Source organism: Thermovenabulum sp. (assembly GCF_049701175.1).
GTDB lineage: Bacteria > Bacillota > Thermosediminibacteria > Thermosediminibacterales > Thermosediminibacteraceae > Thermovenabulum.
Map to the genome: position 1 here is coordinate 59,535 of NZ_JBNATW010000010.1, position 16,752 is coordinate 76,286.

Consider the following 16,752-nt stretch of genomic DNA (forward strand, 5'->3'; position numbering starts at 1 on the left):
CGAAATATTGGACAATATGCCTATTTATAATGGTAAAAATTTTTAATTCCTTGTTGGAATGGTGCAGCTTTTTTGTGGGCAAGTTAAGTACAAAACAGATTTTATTTATAGAAAAAGCATATAAATACAAAAAAAAATTATTTAAAAAAATAATGTCGATTAAAGGGAGTTTTGGCATAAACCTTGCAATAAATTTGTTATCGCAATCACAAAGGAGGTGACGCAGTTGGGCAAAAAGATTTTCATACAGCTGCAACAGCATATAGGAGCTCCTGCTATTCCTCAAGTAAAAGTTGGGGATAAAGTAAAGAAGGGTCAGCTTATTGCTGTGCCTAACGGTTTAGGAGCAAATATACATGCGAGTCTTTATGGTGAGGTAATTAATATTAATGAAAAATTTATAGAAATTTTAGCTGATGATGAACAACCTGAAGAGTTTGTGCCAATTAAAGAGACTAATAGTATTTTGGAAGCCATTAAAGAAGCTGGAATAGTTGGTATGGGTGGTGCTGGCTTCCCCACACATGTAAAGATGAACGTTAATTTAGAAGGTGGATATGTAATAGCAAACGGAATCGAATGCGAACCCCTTTTATCCCATAACGTAAGACAGATGGAACAAAAACCGGAGTTAATATACAAAGGATTAAAATACGCAATGGAAGTAACTAATGCTTCAAAGGGATTTATAGCAATAAAAGAAAAAAATAAAAAAGCTATTGAAGCAATGAAATCAGTAATAGATGACGATAGAATCGAAATAAAAATGATGCCTGATATTTATCCGATGGGTGAGGAAAGGGCTTTAGTAAGAGATATTCTCGGGGTTTTATTAAGGCCCGACCAGTTACCTTCTGCAGCAAAAGCTGTTGTCACCAATGTTGAAACCCTTTCGAGGATTGCCGAAGCGGTAGATTTTAGAAAACCGGTAATTTCGAAAAATGTTACTGTAGTTGGAAGGTTGAAGTCTGGCAGAGAACCCTTGGTATTTTTCGATGTTCCGATAGGTACTCCCATTTCTGAGCTGATTGAACAAGCTGGCGGTATAGAAGGAGAATACGGAGAAATTATCATGGGAGGACCTTTTACAGGAAAAAGTGTTGGCTTAGATGCGGTAGTAATTAAAACAACAGGTGGTGTAATTGTAACAGATCCTCTACCAAAAGAGAAAAGAAAGATAGGGCTATTAGTTTGTGGCTGCGGAGCCAATGAGGCAAGGCTAAGGGAAGTTGCAGAAAAAATGGGGGCACCTGTAGCAGGTGTTGAAAGATGCAAACAGGTAATGGATGTAAAAGGTGGTATTAAGTGTGAAAATCCCGGCAACTGCCCCGGTCAAGCTGAAAAGATCTTAAAGCTTAAAAAAGCTGGTGCCGAAGTGGTTTTAGTTGGGACATGCAGTGACTGCACCAATACCGTTATGGGTGTTGCTCCAAAGCTTAAGCTTCCAGTATATCATCACACAGACCATGTGCTCCGCACAGTAGGTCATAAGTTAGTACGCAGACTGAACAAATAAAAATAAAGGACATTAATAACTTAGAAATTATTTCTAAGAAAAGGAGGTAATAAAACATGTCCATAACTCCAGAAACAGCCAATCAGCATAAAAACGATCCTGCTGTTGTATGTTGCCTTACGCAAGCCGGTACAGTAATAAGCCCTGCAGATTTGGAAGACCCGGGGATTTTCCCAGATTTAGAAGATTCGGGACTTTTAAAAATACCGGCAAACGTTTTGACAATCGGGCAGGTACTTGGTAAAAAGCTTGTAAAAACCATTGATGCTTTAACACCGATAACCCCTGATATGATTGAAGGCGGCGAAGAAGCAATTAAAGAAACTGAAGAAAAAGCTGTTGAAGCAGTGGAGGCAAAGGAAGCAAAGGTTGTTGAGGCTGCTCCAGTAAAAGCAGCGTCTAATGTAATCAGGATCCATATAGAAGAAGGAAAGGGTATAAACCTTGAAATCCCAGCAATTGTAGCAACAGCTTCTGCAGCAGAGAAAGAAGAATTAGTACAAAAAGAGGAGAAAAAAGAAGTAAAAATCGAGGATAAAGTAAAGCGCACTTTAATAATGAGAGAATTCGAGGTTAAAGAAGTAAAACTCGGAGATGAAACATCTTTTGAAAATGGTGTATTGACAATAAGGAAGAGCATTGTTGAAGATGCTTTAAAGGCAGATCCCCTTGCAAAGAAAATGGAAATAGATATTATTACACCCGACAACAAGAACGTATTTACCAATACAATCATGGATGTTATACCTATTGCTACAAAGGTTGAAGGTAACCTCGGCGAAGGTATTACTCATGTAATGTCGGGGGTTGTAGTAGTTTTAACTGGTGTCGATGAAAGCGGTATACAGGTTCATGAATTTGGTTCTTGCGAAGGTATAATTGGTGAAAAAGTGAGATTTGGAAGACCTGGCTGCCCTGACGAAAACGATATAATGATAAGAATTCACGTGACTATTCAAGCCGGAACTGGTATGGAGAGAAAAGGACCCTATGCAGCTCACAAAGCATGTGATGCAGTAATTCAGGAAATCAGAGAAGTATTGAAGAAAAAGCCTGCTTCAGAAGCTGTAAAGGTGACCGAATACAAAGATATTGAAAGAGTAGGAAGACCAAGGGTAGTATTAGTAAAAGAAATTATGGGTCAGGGCGCTATGCACGACAACGTTATTCTTCCCAAAGAGCCAGCAGGTGTTCTCGGTGGTAGGCCAAACGTAGACCTCGGAAACATCCCTGTAGTTCTTTCACCAAATGAAGTAAGAGATGGCGGTATCCATGCATTAACCTGCATCGGACCTGCATCCAAGGAAAATACGCGCCATTACTTCAGAGAACCATTGGTAAACCTTTTAGCAGAGGATGAAGAACTTAACCTCGTAGGAGTTGTCTTTGTAGGCAGCCCGCAAGTGAATGAAGAAAAATTCTACGTTTCAGAACGCCTTGGAGCATTAGTAGAAGCATTGGGAGTAGATGGAGCCATTGTAACTACGGAAGGTTTCGGAAACAACCACATCGACTTTGCATCCCACATCGAACAGATTGGAAAACGTGGAATACCTGTAGTAGGTGTGACTTATGCAGCATATCAAGGTCAGCTTATCGTTGGAAACAAATACATGGATGCCATGATTGAGCTCAACAAAGATAAGAACGGAATGGAATCGGAAATCCTTGGAGACAATACACTCTGCCCAGAAGATGCAAGAAGAGCTGTAGCAATGTTAAAAGCAAAGATGGCCGGCGTAAAGATACTGCCGCCTGCTAAGAAATGGGATCAGTCGGTTATCGAAAACAACCAGAAACTTGTAGATGAAAAATATAAGGCCTAAGAAGGAGTTTTATAAATGGATGAAATATACCCCGGACTTAATATGATAAGGGGAAAGATAATTGAAGTAACCGAAAGGGATGTAAAAATAGAATTCAAAGGCCGAATGGGGATGCTCAGGGTACCTTTGAGGATGCTTATATCCGACAGGCACCCCTCCATAGGTGATGAAGTTGAATTAATGATGAGCTATGTGACATTAATAAATGATGGGAGGTAGTAAAAGATGAAATTGACGGTAATAGAAGGCCTGCAATCCGAAATATACGTTCCTATAACACCTCCGCCTGTATTTACACCATTTACAAAAGAATTAAAGGACTGCACTGTAGCTCTTGTTACTGCAGCAGGTGTTCATTTAAAATCGCAGAAACCCTTTAATTTAGCTGGTGACTTTACATTCAGAGAAATTCCAGGCGACACACCATCGTCAGAATTGATGGTAACCCATGGTGGATATGATAATACCGATGTAAACCGTGATATCAACTGCATGTTCCCAATTGATCGCTTAAGAGAATTAGCTGCAGAAGGTTTTATAAAATCCATTGCACCTGTTAACATTGGTTTTATGGGTGGCGGCGGTAATGTAAAGAAATTCCAAGAAGAAACAGGCCCAGCTATAGCAGAAATCCTCAAAAAGGAAGGTGTAGATGTCGCAGTTTTGACAGCTGGGTGAGGGACTTGCCACCGCTCTGCCGTGATTGTGCAGAGAGCAATTGAAAGTGCTGGAATTCCTACAGTGCTGATTGCAGCTTTACCACCGGTTGCAAAACAGCAGGGTTCACCAAGGATAGTTGCACCAATGGTTCCAATGGGAGCAAACGTTGGTGAACCAAATAACAAAGTTATGCAGACTGCAATATTAAAAGATGCATTGAAAGCATTAAAAGAAATTGATGTACCTGGAAAAGTAATTAATCTACCTTACGAGTATAAGGCAAAAATATAATACCCCCCAAAATAATACCCGGCAAAAGCTTTTCAGGCTTTTGCCGGGGAATATAAAGAATTTTTTATAGGGGGGTGTGAGGGGGTTTTTCAATGTTTAAAATATCTATGGCCAACGCTAAGAGCGTAACAGTAGAAATGCCCGAAAAATATATGGAAGCTATAGAAAGGCTTAAAAAAAGAGAAAAAGAGATAAAAAAAGAAAACCTTAAAGTGCTTCCAAGAGAAGAAGTAATTAGGGAATTAAAAATAAGGGAATTCTTAGTAAAAGATGTAAAAATTTCAGATAATACAAAAATCTGCAACAATACCTTATTTATAGATTCTTCTCTAACTAGAGAATCTTTAAAAATTAACCAACTTGTGAAAAAAGTAACGTTTGATGTAATTTATCCCGAAAATAGAGATATTTACACAAACACCATAATGGACATTATTCCTATTATGGCGAAAGTTGATGGGAAAATAGGTGAAGGTATTACCCATATATTAGATGGAGTAGTGGTATTCCTGACTGGCACTGATGAAGAGGGAAAGCAGATAGCGGAATTCGGTTCTTCTCACGGCATTTTGAAGGATAAAGTGGCCTTCAACATGCCGGGTACTCCTAAGACCAAAGATATTATATTAAGAATCGATGTGGTGATTGAAAAAGGTACGGGGATGGAAAGAAGGGGTCCTTTGGCAGCTCATCAGGTGGCGGATTTCATATTGGACAGGATAAGAGAGGAGTTAAAGAAATTAGCACCCGAAGAAGCAGTAAAAACTCATATTTTTAAAGATGTAAGGAGAAAGGGTATGCCCAAGGTGCTTATAGTTAAAGAACTCGGGGGGCAAGGGGCAATGCATGAAAAAATTATTATGCCTTCCGAGCCTGGTGGGGTACGAGGAGGAAAATCCATTATAGACTTAGGAAATGTGCCGATTATTCTTACTCCCAATGAAGTCAAGGATGGCGGCATACATTCTGTAACTTAGGAGTGAGGTATTCATGGGTGTAGGTCCTTCTACAAAAGAAACAACCCTCCACCACGTAAATGACCCGATGATTGAAGTGGCGCGGAGGGATAAGGATATAGATTTAGTTGGTGTCGCAGTGGTAGGCAGTCCGCAGGATAACGAAGAAAAATTTTATGTTGCAAAAAGATTAGGGATGCTGGCTGAAGCTCTTGGAGTTGATGGAGTAATTATTTACGCTGAAGGATTTGGAAACCAGCACGTGGATTTTGCGGCTCACATCGAAGAATTAGGCAAAAGGGGTATTCCGGTGGTTGGCTTGACCTTTGCAGGGAACGGACTTGTAGTTGAAAATGAATACATGGAGGATATAATTGATTTAGATAAGGCTAAGGAAGGCATGGAGACCGAAATTGTGTGTCAAAACACGGTGGAAGAAAGGGATATGATCAAGGCCTTGAAGATTTTAAAAGAAAAAATGAAAAGAAGAGGTGGTAGAAAATGAGGTTTGAAAAGATGATTTATGCTGTAGATTCTCACACAATGGGCGAGCCAACCCGAGTGGTCATTGGCGGTGTGCCAAATATTCCCGGAAAAACCATGGCCGAGAAAAAGGAATATCTGGAAAAGAATATGGACCATATAAGAAGGGCATTAATGCACGAGCCCCGCGGCCATAGGGACATGTTCGGTTCAATTATTACAAGCCCTGTTAATCCTGAAGCAGATTTCGGAATAATTTTCATGGATGGCGGTGGCTACCTTAATATGTGTGGCCATGGTTCAATTGGTGCGGTAACTGTAGCTATCGAAACCGGCATGGTAAAACCGGTAGAGCCGGTAACTTACGTAAAACTGGATACCCCTGCAGGCCTTGTAGAAGCAAGGGCTGAAGTAGAAAACAATGTGGTAAAATCAGTAACTGTAAGGAATGTCCCTGCATTTCTTTATAAATCCGATGCTGAAATAGATGTACCGGGAATTGGTAAGATCAAGGCTGACATTTCCTTCGGCGGGAGCTTTTTTGCGATAGTAGATGCAAAACAGCTGAACATTAAAATCGTCCCTGAAAATGTTGATGAAATAATAAAAATAGGCATGGCAATAAAGAAAGCAGCTAATGAGCAAATAAAAGTCCAGCATCCGGAAAAGGAACACATAAGGAGCATTGACCTTGTAGAAATTTATGATGAAACCGATAACCCCAATGCAGATTTGAGAAATGTCGTCATTTTTGGTGATGGACAGGCAGATAGGTCACCCTGCGGAACTGGCACCAGTGCAAAGATGGCTACCCTTTTTGCAAAAGGAAAGCTTAATTTAAATCAACCCTTCTATTACGAAAGCATTATTGGGACAATTTTTAAAGGCGAGCTTGTAGCGGAGACAACTGTTGGGCCTTATAAAGCTGTTATACCTGAAATTACGGGGAACGCATTTATAACCGGTTTTAATCAGATGGTAATAGATCCTGAAGATCCTGTAAAATATGGATTCTTACTCGGCTCTTCAGCCAGCGGAAAATGCTGTAAAGCAAAATAAATTTATAAGTTATAAAAAAAAATATTGAAGGAGGAAAAAATATGCTCCAAGCTGTTTTGTCAGCATTAGGTTTGCTGACCCTTGGTTTTTCTTACTTCTTCGTAAAAGATACAATAAAAAACAAACACACCTTTTCCAATGCAAGCTTCGTTACATTATCAATAGTAGGTTTCATAGTTAACTTTTTTGACACCCTCGGAATAGGAAGTTTTGCACCAACAACAGCTCTATTTAAACTGTTTAAATTAGTGCCTGATAGGTTGATACCAGGAACTTTAAACGTAAGTATGACAATCCCCGTCGTGTTGGAAGCCTTCATTTTTATGACAGTTATAAAGGTTGAACCGATTACATTGATTTCCATGCTTGCTGCCGCTACCTTAGGAGCGGTCTTGGGAGCAGGAATAGTTTCAAAACTTCCTGAAAAGAAGATACAGATGGGAATGGGCATAGCACTATTGATAGTAGCATTCATCTTTGTGATCGGCTTATTGGGATTGATGCCTGTTGGCGGTGACGCTATAGGATTAACTGGAACAAAACTAATCATAGGTGTTGTAGGAAACTTTATCCTTGGCGCTTTGATGACAATCGGTATTGGACTTTATGCACCATGTATGGCACTTGTATACGCTCTTGGCATGAGCCCAAGGGTAGCGTTCCCAATAATGATGGGTTCCTGCGCATTTTTGATGCCAGCTGCGTCCATTAAATTTGTTCAGGAAGGTGCCTATGACAGAAAGGCATCAGTTGCAATAACCATTTTCGGTTCACTCGGTGTGTTAATCGCTGCTTACATTGTAAAATCACTACCATTAACTTTATTAAAATGGCTTGTCGTCTGCGTCATAGTATACACTGCTGTTACAATGTTAAGGTCTGCAATGAAAAATAAAGAAGAAAAATAAAAAAATCTTTTCGATTAATTTTCAACTAAATAGAGTTTTAAAAAAGTCAACTATAGGCTGTTGGTAAATAAAATACCAACAGCCATGTTTTTAAAGATGAAGTTTCATAAAAATAAAAAATAATTTTAAATAAAGTTAAAATAGCATAAAAAAAATTATAATTAATATTAATAAAAATAACTATCAACAAAACGTAGTTAAAAAATTGATAAATAATTACCAAATAATTAAAGTATAATCGTAAAATGCATTTGATCAAAAAAATATCAAGGAGGTAGCTAAAAAATGAGCAAGAGGGAATCCTTTGCAACGCGGTTCGGTTTTATCGCTGCTGCAATGGGACAGGCTATAGGTACGGGTAATGTGTGGAGATTTCCTCGGGTTGCCACTTCAAACGGTGGAGGCCCATTTCTTGTTGCATATATGGTAGCGTTGATGGTGTGGTGCATACCCCTTTTAATAGCAGAGGTAGTTATAGGTAGAAGGACAAGAAAGGGAACGATAGGTGCCTTTAGGGATTTTATAGGAGAAGAATATACCTGGATGGGAGCATGGATTGCCTTTGTATGTTTTGCCCTCGGTGCTTATTATTCGGTTACGATGGGCTGGACTCTTAGATATTTTGTTTTTAGCGTTACAGGTGCGTTAAAACCCGGAGTAGATACAAAAGCTTTATGGGAAGGCTTTATCAATACTCCATGGCAGGGTGTATTATTCCATTTAGTATCCGTAGCCCTTGGAGCCTATGTAGTATTTCGCGGCGTAGAAGGCGGAATAGAAAAGGTATCAAAGATATTAATACCTACTCTTTTTGGACTTTTAGTAGTTGGTATGGTAAGGGCAATAACCCTTCCCGGTGCATCAAAAGGGCTGGATTTTCTTTTTAACCCTGATTTTTCAAAGCTTGTAAGCGGCAAGGTGTGGCTCGAAGCCTTTACCCAAGCAGCGTGGTCAACGGGAGCGGGATGGGGATTCATGATTACCTATGCCGTATACACAAAAGAAAAAGAAGATGTAGCTGCTAACAGTTTCATTACAGGTCTTGCTGATACTTCTGCTGCTTTAATAGCAGCTATGACCATAATACCTACCTTATTTGCTCTTGCACCTCTAAACGTAGGTGAAATAATAAAATCCGACAACATAGGACTGACGTTCATCTGGCTTGCAAAATTATTCCCCGAACTTCCTGGAGGTCAGATAATTTCAGCAATATTTTTCCTTGCTATGGCCTTTGCAGCATTAACCTCCCTTTATGCCATGTATGAAGTCGTTATTAAAAATTTAATTGACATGGGATGGGAAAGAAAAAAAGCAGCGACAGTTGTAGTTATACTCAGCTTTTTGTGCGGTCTGCCGTCGGCCATTAATATAAATTTCCTGAACAATCAGGATCAGGTATGGGGTGTAGCATTGCTTGTAAGTGGACTTTTGGTTGCTTTCGCAGTAAGTAAATACGGGCTTGAAAAGGCAAGGATGGAGGATATTAATCCTGTTTCCGATATAAAAATAGGAAGATGGTGGAATTATTCTATAAAAATTTTCCCTCTACTTTTTGCAATTATATTTGGTTGGTGGGTGTACCAGGAATTTACATGGTATCCTGATACATGGTGGAATCCTTTCGAGGTATACAGCCCTGCAACCATGTTTGCACAATGGGCATTAGTAGTAATCATTTTAATTTATTTAAATAAAACCCTTGCAAGCAAAGTAATAAAGGAAAAGGAAAATTAAGGAGTTGATAAAAAATGCGTATTGGTAGCATTATAACAATGGTAATAATTTTAGGGATGGTATGGGGTGGACTTTTGTATTTGTTGAATATAGCATTTAAAGCAAAATAATAATTAGCCGGCCTGCAGAATTTTATTGTAGGCCGGTTTTTAAAATTCAATTAACCGAACAATATTTCGCAATTTATCTTCATAAAAAACTCTTAAGTATGGTATAATGCTATAAGTAAGACATAAAATAAAGTTTATTATAAAATAAGGTTGAAAAAGGAGGCCTTGCAATGGGCCGATTTAAAGTGGTGTCCGATTTTATACCAAGAGGAGATCAACCCAAAGCAATAGAAGAACTTGCCGAAGGAATTCATAAGGGATATAAGTTTCAAACCCTTTTGGGTGCTACGGGTACTGGAAAAACCTTTACCATTGCACACCTTATAGAAAGGGTTCAAAAACCTACATTAGTAATAGCGCATAATAAAACCCTTGCGGGCCAGCTCTGCAGCGAGCTCAAAGAGTTTTTCCCGGGAAATGCTGTGGAGTATTTTGTAAGCTATTACGACTACTATCAGCCGGAAGCCTATATACCCCAAACCGATACTTACATTGAAAAGGATGCTTCTATCAACGATGAGATTGACAAACTGCGCCATTCAGCCACAGCTGCCCTTTTCGAAAGGCGTGATGTGGTAATAGTAGCAAGCGTATCTTGCATCTACAGCCTCGGTTCACCGGTTGATTATGAGAATCAGGTAGTTTCCCTTCGACCCGGCATGGTGAAAGATAGGGATGAAGTGATAAGAAGGCTGACCGAAATACAGTATGTTAGAAATGAGATAGATTTTAGGAGGGGAAGTTTTAGGGCAAGGGGAGATGTACTGGAGATTTTCCCTGCTTCCTTCTCCGAAAGGGCTATAAGGGTGGAGTTTTTCGGCGATACCATTGAAAGAATAACGGAAGTGGATGTTCTCACAGGAGAGATATTAGGGGAAAGGATGCATGTGGCAATTTTCCCAGCCTCTCACTATGTAACACCAAAAGACCGCTTAGAAATGGCCATAAAATCTATTCAAAGGGAGCTTGAGGAAAGGGTAAACGAACTTTTAAATCAGGGAAAGGTTCTGGAAGCGGAGAGATTAAAACAGAGGACCAATTACGATATAGAAATGCTTTTAGAAACGGGTTACTGTAAAGGCATTGAAAACTACTCCCTTCATTTAACAGGTAGAAAGCCGGGGGAGCCCCCCTTTACGCTGCTCGACTATTTTCCCAAGGATTATCTTATAATAATCGATGAATCCCATGTAACCATTCCGCAGCTCAGGGCTATGTGGGCAGGTGACCGTTCGCGCAAAGAAGCCCTCGTGGAACATGGGTTTAGACTCCCTTCAGCCTTTGACAATAGGCCCTTAACCTTTGAAGAATTCGAACAGAAGATAAACCAGGTAATTTTTATGTCAGCAACTCCCGGCCCTTACGAACTTGAAAAATCAAGTAAGGTGGTAGAACAGATTATTAGGCCGACAGGTCTTGTAGACCCGGAAGTAGAGGTAAGGCCAATAAAAGGACAGATAGATGATTTGATAGGAGAAATAAAAAAGAGGGCTTTAAAAGACCAGAGGGTTTTGGTCACTACCCTCACGAAAAAGATGGCAGAGGACCTTTGTGATTATTTAAAAGATGCAGGTATAAAGGCTAAATACCTTCATTCGGAGATAAATACTTTGGAAAGGCTCCAAATTTTAAGGGACCTCCGCCTTGGAAAATTCGACTGCCTTGTAGGTGTAAACCTTTTAAGAGAAGGATTGGATCTGCCCGAAGTGTCCCTTGTTGCCATCCTCGACGCTGACAAGGAAGGCTTCCTGCGCTCGGAAACCGCGCTTATTCAAACCATCGGCAGGGCTGCAAGGAATGCTGAAGGTAAGGTAATAATGTATGCGGATACCATTACCGAATCCATGGCAAAGGCTATAAACGAAACCAATAGAAGGCGCAAAATACAAATGGAATACAATAAAAAGCACGGCATTACACCCGAAACGGTTAGAAAAGGCATTAGGGAACTTATTGAAGCCACAAAGGCGGCAGAAGACAAAATGGAGTATCTGCCAGATAAGGATATAAACAAGATGACCAAAAAGGAGATTAAGGCTTTACTGGAAAAACTCGAAAAAGAAATGAAAGATGCGGCAAAAAATTTAGAGTTTGAAAAAGCCGCAAAAATAAGGGATATAATATTTGAGATAAATGCACAGGTATTTGGTGTGGTAAAAAAAATAAAGGCATAAAAATCTGTTGGGGAAGGTTAGATAAAAATGAGCAAAGGGAAAATTGTAGTCAAAGGAGCAAGAGAGCACAACCTAAAAAATATTGATGTGGAGATTCCGAGGGATAAATTAGTAGTAATAACCGGGATTTCCGGTTCTGGAAAATCAACCCTTGCCTTTGACACCATTTACGCCGAAGGGCAGCGAAGGTATGTAGAATCCCTATCTGCCTATGCCCGACAGTTTTTAGGGCAGATGGAAAAGCCTGATGTGGATTACATTGAGGGGCTTTCACCCGCTATTTCTATAGACCAAAAGACAACCAGCAAGAACCCCCGTTCAACCGTGGGAACCGTTACGGAAATTTACGATTATTTGAGGTTGTTGTTTGCTAGGATAGGAAGGCCCCACTGTCCGAAGTGCGGAAGGGAAATATCCCAGCAGACGGTGGATCAAATGGTGGACGCTGTAATGGCCCTTCCTGAAGGAACGAAAATTCAAGTTTTGGCACCTGTTGTAAGAGGAAGGAAGGGCGAATATCAGAAGCTCTTTGAAAAAATAAAAAAGGAAGGATTTGTAAGGGTAAGGGTTGACAAGATAATCTATGAGACTTCCGAGGAGATTAAGCTTGATAAAAATAAAAAGCACGATATCGAGATTATTGTGGACAGGCTGACTGTGAAAAAGGGTATCGAATCAAGGCTTGCCGATTCAATTGAGGTAGCCCTTTCAAAGGCACAAGGACTTGTCCTGATAGATGTGGTTGGGCAAAGCGAGCTTTTATTTTCGCAGAACTTTGCATGTCCAGACTGCGGCATCAGCATTGAAGAGATTACTCCACGAATGTTTTCCTTTAACAGCCCTTATGGTGCTTGCCCGGCATGCAGCGGCCTTGGAATAAATATGGAAATAGACCCTGAACTTGTGATACCCGACAGGTCAAAGTCAGTAGCAGAGGGTGCTATTGCGCCTTGGAATTCCAGCCCTGACGGCATTTACTTTCAGATGCTGCAGGCGGTTTTGGAACATTATGGCTACGATGTGGATACACCTATAGAAAAAATGGATGAAAAGATGGTCAACATCCTTCTTTACGGTTCCGATGAACCTATCGATTTTACTTTTGAAGGAAGGTTTACAGGGACAAGGCATTTTACCAGCTATTTTGAAGGTGTCATAAACAACTTAAAAAGGCGGTATCAGGAAACCGATTCGGAGTGGATGAGAGAAGAAATAGAGGAATACATGAGCACAAAACCCTGCCCTGCGTGCGGAGGAGCAAGGTTAAAACCCGAGAGTTTGGCTGTGAAAATAAACGGAAAGTCTATAGCGCAAGTTAGTTCTTTATCAATAAGGGATGCCATAGAGTTTTTTGAAACGCTTCCTCTAACAGAAAAAGAAAAGGTGATAGCTCATCAGATATTAAAGGAAATAAAAAACCGACTCAAATTTTTGATGGATGTGGGGCTTGACTACCTTACTTTGGACAGGGCGTCGGGGACACTTTCCGGTGGAGAAGCACAGAGGATAAGGCTTGCAACCCAGATAGGCTCCCGATTGGTTGGGGTCCTCTATATTTTGGATGAGCCGAGCATAGGCCTTCATCAGAGGGACAATGAAAAGCTCATAAACACTCTAAAGGGACTAAGAGATCTTGGAAATACAGTTATAGTTGTAGAGCATGACGAGGACACCATGCGCTCCGCTGACTATATTATAGATATCGGCCCCGGAGCCGGTGAAAACGGTGGAAGGGTAGTGGCAGCAGGCACACCGGATGAAATAGAAAAATGCGAGGAATCCCTTACAGGACAGTATTTAAGCGGGAAGTTGAGAATAAAGATTCCGGAAAAAAGGCGCATTCCAGACGGTCGGTGGCTGATTTTACGCGGATGTAAAGAACACAACCTGAAAAATATAGATGTATCCTTCCCGGTAGGGCTTTTTACCTGTGTAACCGGAGTTTCAGGCTCAGGCAAAAGCACCCTTGTAAATGAGATACTCTATAAGGCAATGAAGGAAAAACTTTATAATGTTAAATCAAATCCGGGAGCTTTTGATGCAATAGAAGGGGCGGAATACTTTGAGAAGGTCATAAATGTGGATCAATCTCCCATAGGCAGGACCCCGCGCTCTAACCCTGCAACCTATACGGCGGTATTCAATGATATAAGAGAGGTCTTTGCCCAAACGGTTGAGGCGAGGATGCGAGGGTATAAACCGGGGAGGTTCAGCTTCAACGTAAAGGGCGGAAGGTGTGAAGCCTGCAAGGGAGATGGCATAATAAAGATAGAGATGCATTTCTTGGCAGATGTATACGTTCCCTGCGAGGTATGCAAAGGAAAAAGGTATAACAGGGAAACCCTTGAAGTGAAATACAAGGGCAAAAGCATCGCCGATGTACTGGATATGACCGTTGATGAGGCATTGGTATTTTTCGAAAACCACCCCAAGATTAAAAGGAAATTGGAAACACTAAGGGATGTAGGGTTGGGATATATAAAACTCGGGCAATCTTCAACTACCCTATCCGGTGGGGAAGCCCAGAGGGTAAAACTTGCTACAGAACTTTCAAAAAAAAGCAACGGCAAGACCCTCTATATACTGGATGAGCCTACAACAGGCCTTCATCCTGCGGATATAATTAAACTCTTAGATGTTCTCCAAAGGCTGGTAGATGGTGGAAGCACCGTTATAGTAATTGAGCACAATCTCGATGTTATTAAAGTTGCCGATTATATCATAGACCTCGGGCCTGAAGGAGGGGAAAGGGGAGGAGAGGTTGTCGCTTTTGGCACACCCGAAGAAGTCGCGAAAAATGAAAAATCCTATACGGGTATGTTTTTAAAAAGGGTTTTTGAAAGAGAAGCAATAAGGTTGATATGAAGAGAAAAAAACTTATAACGGACTTGTGGAAAATTTTCAAGCCTGTTTTTTTTTACCTTTTTGACACCATATTTTTAACCTCTAATATTTTTTTTTGATCGTTGAAAGAAAAACGTATTACAAGATTAAATATTAAAAATATATTTGCAAGATTGAATATTATAATGTTATAATAAAGTAAACTAAATAGATTGAAAATTAATACATTACTTACAGATAGAAAAAGGAAATTGCATCATTGAAGCACTGCATATTATTTTAGTGATTTCTAAGAAATAAGAAAATATTGAGGGGGGTGAAATTAGCATAATAGTATTAAAATATTCATAATTATAAATAAAAAAGGGGGGTTGGAATCATGAATTCTTTGGTACTTCTGATACTCGGTGCCGTACTTTTTATAATTGCATATGCTACTTATGGTGCATATTTAGCGCGACAGTGGGGAATATCTCCTTCGAGGAAAACACCTGCTCACGAGTTTTATGACGGAGTGGACTATGTACCTACAAACCGCTACGTATTGCTGGGACACCATTTTGCATCCATAGCTGGGGCAGGACCCATAGCTGGTCCAATACAAGCGGCCATATTCGGATGGTTGCCTGTATACCTCTGGATAGTGCTCGGCAGTATATTTGTTGGTGGAGTGCACGACTTTGGTTCCCTTTTAGCATCCATTAGGCATAAGGGCAAATCCATCGGCGAAATAATAGAAGCGAATATAGGGAAAACCGGTAAAAAGCTTTTTAACATCTTTGCATGGTTGACACTCATTCTTGTAGTAGCTGCTTTTACAAGCATTACAGCAGATGCATTTGCAGCTACACCTGCAGCGGGGACAGCGTCAGTACTATTCATATTTATAGCTATGCTGTTCGGCGAGCTTGTTTATAGAAGAAACACAAACCTGTTTGTATCCACAGTAATCGGAGTAATTCTAATTTTCCTTTCGATATGGGTGGGGTATAAATATCCGTTTCTACAGTTTGATAAAACAACATGGCAATATATTCTGCTGGTCTATATTTTCTTTGCTTCAGTACTGCCGGTTTGGCTTTTACTGCAACCCAGAGATTATCTAAACTCTTTTCTATTGTATGCTATGCTCATTGGTGGTGCCATAGGAATAATATTGATGAGGCCACCCTTACAACTCGAAGCCTTTAAAGGCTTCACTGTAGTAACTAAAGCAGGACCCCAGTATCTATTTCCAATCTTGTTCGTAACCGTTGCCTGCGGTGCCATTTCCGGCTTTCATTCGCTTGTAGGCTCCGGGACTACGGCAAAGCAGATTGACAGCGAAAGCGATACTAGGTTTGTCGGATATGGTGCCATGCTTATAGAAGGTATACTGGCAATAATAGCCCTTATCTCGGTGGCTTATGTTTCAAAGGCAGAAGGCGCCCCTGCGGTAATTTTTGCTAATGGTGTATCGGAATTTATGAGCAGTTTCGGTGTTCCTAAGGATTTCGGCAAGGTGTTTATAACATTAGCATTTTCGGCTTTCGCACTTACAAGCTTAGATACGGCTACAAGGCTCGGAAGGTATATTTTCCAGGAATACTTTGAGACTGAAGGCGGGAAAAAGAGCTGGATTGCAGATAAATATGTGGCGACCATTATAACTGTATTAGTATCCTACCTGCTGGTGACATATGGTTATCAGAAGATATGGCCCATTTTTGGTTCGTCAAACCAGATGCTCTCGGCACTGGCGCTTTTAGCTTTAACTGCATGGTTCATAAAAACAGGCAAAAACCCAATAATTACTATTATTCCTATGATATGGATGTTTGCCGTAACTTTATCGGCTACACTAATATTAATGAAGAACTTTTATGATGCGAAAAATTACTTACTGGTAATAATGTCTATCGCGCTCTTTGTGCTGGCTATAGTTCTTATGATAGTGACCTATAATACCCTCAAGAATAAGAAATCTGAAAAAAATACCAATATAAATATGTAAGAAATACTTTCTCAAGCTAAAGGGGTGGATTTTATTCCACCTCCTTTAGCTTTTAATAGATAGGAGGTTACAATAGTTGAAAATAATAGTACAAAAAGGCCTAATTTTGATTAGGTGAGGTTGGATATTACTAAGTATGCAAAAAAGTCAAGAAGATATATGGCATCAGCAGAAGGACACAAGGATTTATGGGCA

General features: G+C 40.2%; 13 protein-coding genes. All 13 read left to right on the forward strand.

Translation table 11 applies throughout. The features are described 5' to 3' along the window. Nucleotides 1-226: 226 nt before the first annotated feature. The 13 genes from prdC to ACPLVF_RS05260 all read left to right on the forward strand — a co-directional run bounded on the left by prdC (nucleotide 227) and on the right by ACPLVF_RS05260 (nucleotide 16,557). Nucleotides 227-1,516, forward strand: a complete 1,290-nt coding sequence (gene prdC / locus ACPLVF_RS05200) for a proline reductase-associated electron transfer protein PrdC (RefSeq protein WP_424906765.1) — start codon at nucleotides 227-229, stop codon at nucleotides 1,514-1,516. Between the two features lie 56 nt (nucleotides 1,517-1,572). Beyond that, the gene (gene prdA / locus ACPLVF_RS05205) at nucleotides 1,573-3,342 is read left to right on the forward strand and encodes a D-proline reductase (dithiol) proprotein PrdA (RefSeq protein WP_424906766.1); all 1,770 of its coding nucleotides are present in this window, start codon (nucleotides 1,573-1,575) and stop codon (nucleotides 3,340-3,342) included. A gap of 15 nt (nucleotides 3,343-3,357) precedes the next feature. Further along, on the forward strand, nucleotides 3,358-3,561 hold the full coding sequence (locus tag ACPLVF_RS05210) for a CBO2463/CBO2479 domain-containing protein (protein WP_424906767.1): 204 nt from the start codon (nucleotides 3,358-3,360) through the stop codon (nucleotides 3,559-3,561). Between the two features lie 6 nt (nucleotides 3,562-3,567). Next, nucleotides 3,568-4,293 (forward strand): D-proline reductase (dithiol) protein PrdB, encoded by a 726-nt coding sequence (gene prdB, locus ACPLVF_RS05215; protein WP_424906768.1) that lies wholly within the window; start codon nucleotides 3,568-3,570, stop codon nucleotides 4,291-4,293. A 92-nt stretch (nucleotides 4,294-4,385) separates the two neighbouring features. Further along, entirely contained in the window at nucleotides 4,386-5,270 is an 885-nt protein-coding gene (locus ACPLVF_RS05220) for a glycine/sarcosine/betaine reductase component B subunit (protein WP_424906769.1), read from the forward strand. Between the two features lie 13 nt (nucleotides 5,271-5,283). Further along, nucleotides 5,284-5,754: a glycine/sarcosine/betaine reductase component B subunit gene (locus tag ACPLVF_RS05225; protein WP_424906770.1), complete on the forward strand. Its 471-nt coding sequence runs from the start codon at nucleotides 5,284-5,286 to the stop codon at nucleotides 5,752-5,754. Continuing rightward, nucleotides 5,751-6,791, forward strand: coding sequence for a proline racemase (locus ACPLVF_RS05230; RefSeq protein ID WP_424906771.1), 1,041 nt, complete (start codon nucleotides 5,751-5,753; stop codon nucleotides 6,789-6,791). Before ACPLVF_RS05225 ends, ACPLVF_RS05230 begins: the two co-directional genes overlap by 4 nt. Before the next feature lie 41 nt (nucleotides 6,792-6,832). Next, nucleotides 6,833-7,699: a TSUP family transporter gene (locus tag ACPLVF_RS05235; protein ID WP_424906772.1), complete on the forward strand. Its 867-nt coding sequence runs from the start codon at nucleotides 6,833-6,835 to the stop codon at nucleotides 7,697-7,699. Between the two features lie 285 nt (nucleotides 7,700-7,984). Next, nucleotides 7,985-9,436 carry a sodium-dependent transporter gene (locus ACPLVF_RS05240; protein ID WP_424906773.1) on the forward strand — a complete coding sequence of 484 codons (1,452 nt, stop codon included), beginning with the start codon at nucleotides 7,985-7,987 and terminating at the stop codon, nucleotides 9,434-9,436. A gap of 14 nt (nucleotides 9,437-9,450) precedes the next feature. Continuing rightward, nucleotides 9,451-9,546: a MetS family NSS transporter small subunit gene (locus ACPLVF_RS05245; protein ID WP_424906774.1), complete on the forward strand. Its 96-nt coding sequence runs from the start codon at nucleotides 9,451-9,453 to the stop codon at nucleotides 9,544-9,546. A gap of 170 nt (nucleotides 9,547-9,716) precedes the next feature. After that, nucleotides 9,717-11,720 (forward strand): excinuclease ABC subunit UvrB, encoded by a 2,004-nt coding sequence (gene uvrB / locus ACPLVF_RS05250; RefSeq protein WP_424906775.1) that lies wholly within the window; start codon nucleotides 9,717-9,719, stop codon nucleotides 11,718-11,720. Between the two features lie 27 nt (nucleotides 11,721-11,747). Further along, nucleotides 11,748-14,585, forward strand: a complete 2,838-nt coding sequence (uvrA, locus tag ACPLVF_RS05255; RefSeq protein WP_424906776.1) for an excinuclease ABC subunit UvrA — start codon at nucleotides 11,748-11,750, stop codon at nucleotides 14,583-14,585. A gap of 358 nt (nucleotides 14,586-14,943) precedes the next feature. Continuing rightward, nucleotides 14,944-16,557: a carbon starvation CstA family protein gene (locus ACPLVF_RS05260; RefSeq protein WP_424906777.1), complete on the forward strand. Its 1,614-nt coding sequence runs from the start codon at nucleotides 14,944-14,946 to the stop codon at nucleotides 16,555-16,557. Nucleotides 16,558-16,752: the final 195 nt, after the last annotated feature.

What these genes read in the sequence shown, in the direction of transcription:
- prdA (WP_424906766.1), top strand. Translation starts at nt 1,573, where the DNA reads ATGTCCATAACTCCAGAAACAGCCAATCAGCATAAAAACGATCCTGCT.
- ACPLVF_RS05210 (WP_424906767.1), top strand. Translation starts at nt 3,358, where the DNA reads ATGGATGAAATATACCCCGGACTTAATATGATAAGGGGAAAGATAATT.
- ACPLVF_RS05220 (WP_424906769.1), top strand. Translation starts at nt 4,386, where the DNA reads ATGTTTAAAATATCTATGGCCAACGCTAAGAGCGTAACAGTAGAAATG.
- ACPLVF_RS05225 (WP_424906770.1), top strand. Translation starts at nt 5,284, where the DNA reads ATGGGTGTAGGTCCTTCTACAAAAGAAACAACCCTCCACCACGTAAAT.
- ACPLVF_RS05230 (WP_424906771.1), top strand. Translation starts at nt 5,751, where the DNA reads ATGAGGTTTGAAAAGATGATTTATGCTGTAGATTCTCACACAATGGGC.
- ACPLVF_RS05235 (WP_424906772.1), top strand. Translation starts at nt 6,833, where the DNA reads ATGCTCCAAGCTGTTTTGTCAGCATTAGGTTTGCTGACCCTTGGTTTT.
- ACPLVF_RS05240 (WP_424906773.1), top strand. Translation starts at nt 7,985, where the DNA reads ATGAGCAAGAGGGAATCCTTTGCAACGCGGTTCGGTTTTATCGCTGCT.
- ACPLVF_RS05245 (WP_424906774.1), top strand. Translation starts at nt 9,451, where the DNA reads ATGCGTATTGGTAGCATTATAACAATGGTAATAATTTTAGGGATGGTA.
- uvrB (WP_424906775.1), top strand. Translation starts at nt 9,717, where the DNA reads ATGGGCCGATTTAAAGTGGTGTCCGATTTTATACCAAGAGGAGATCAA.
- uvrA (WP_424906776.1), top strand. Translation starts at nt 11,748, where the DNA reads ATGAGCAAAGGGAAAATTGTAGTCAAAGGAGCAAGAGAGCACAACCTA.
- ACPLVF_RS05260 (WP_424906777.1), top strand. Translation starts at nt 14,944, where the DNA reads ATGAATTCTTTGGTACTTCTGATACTCGGTGCCGTACTTTTTATAATT.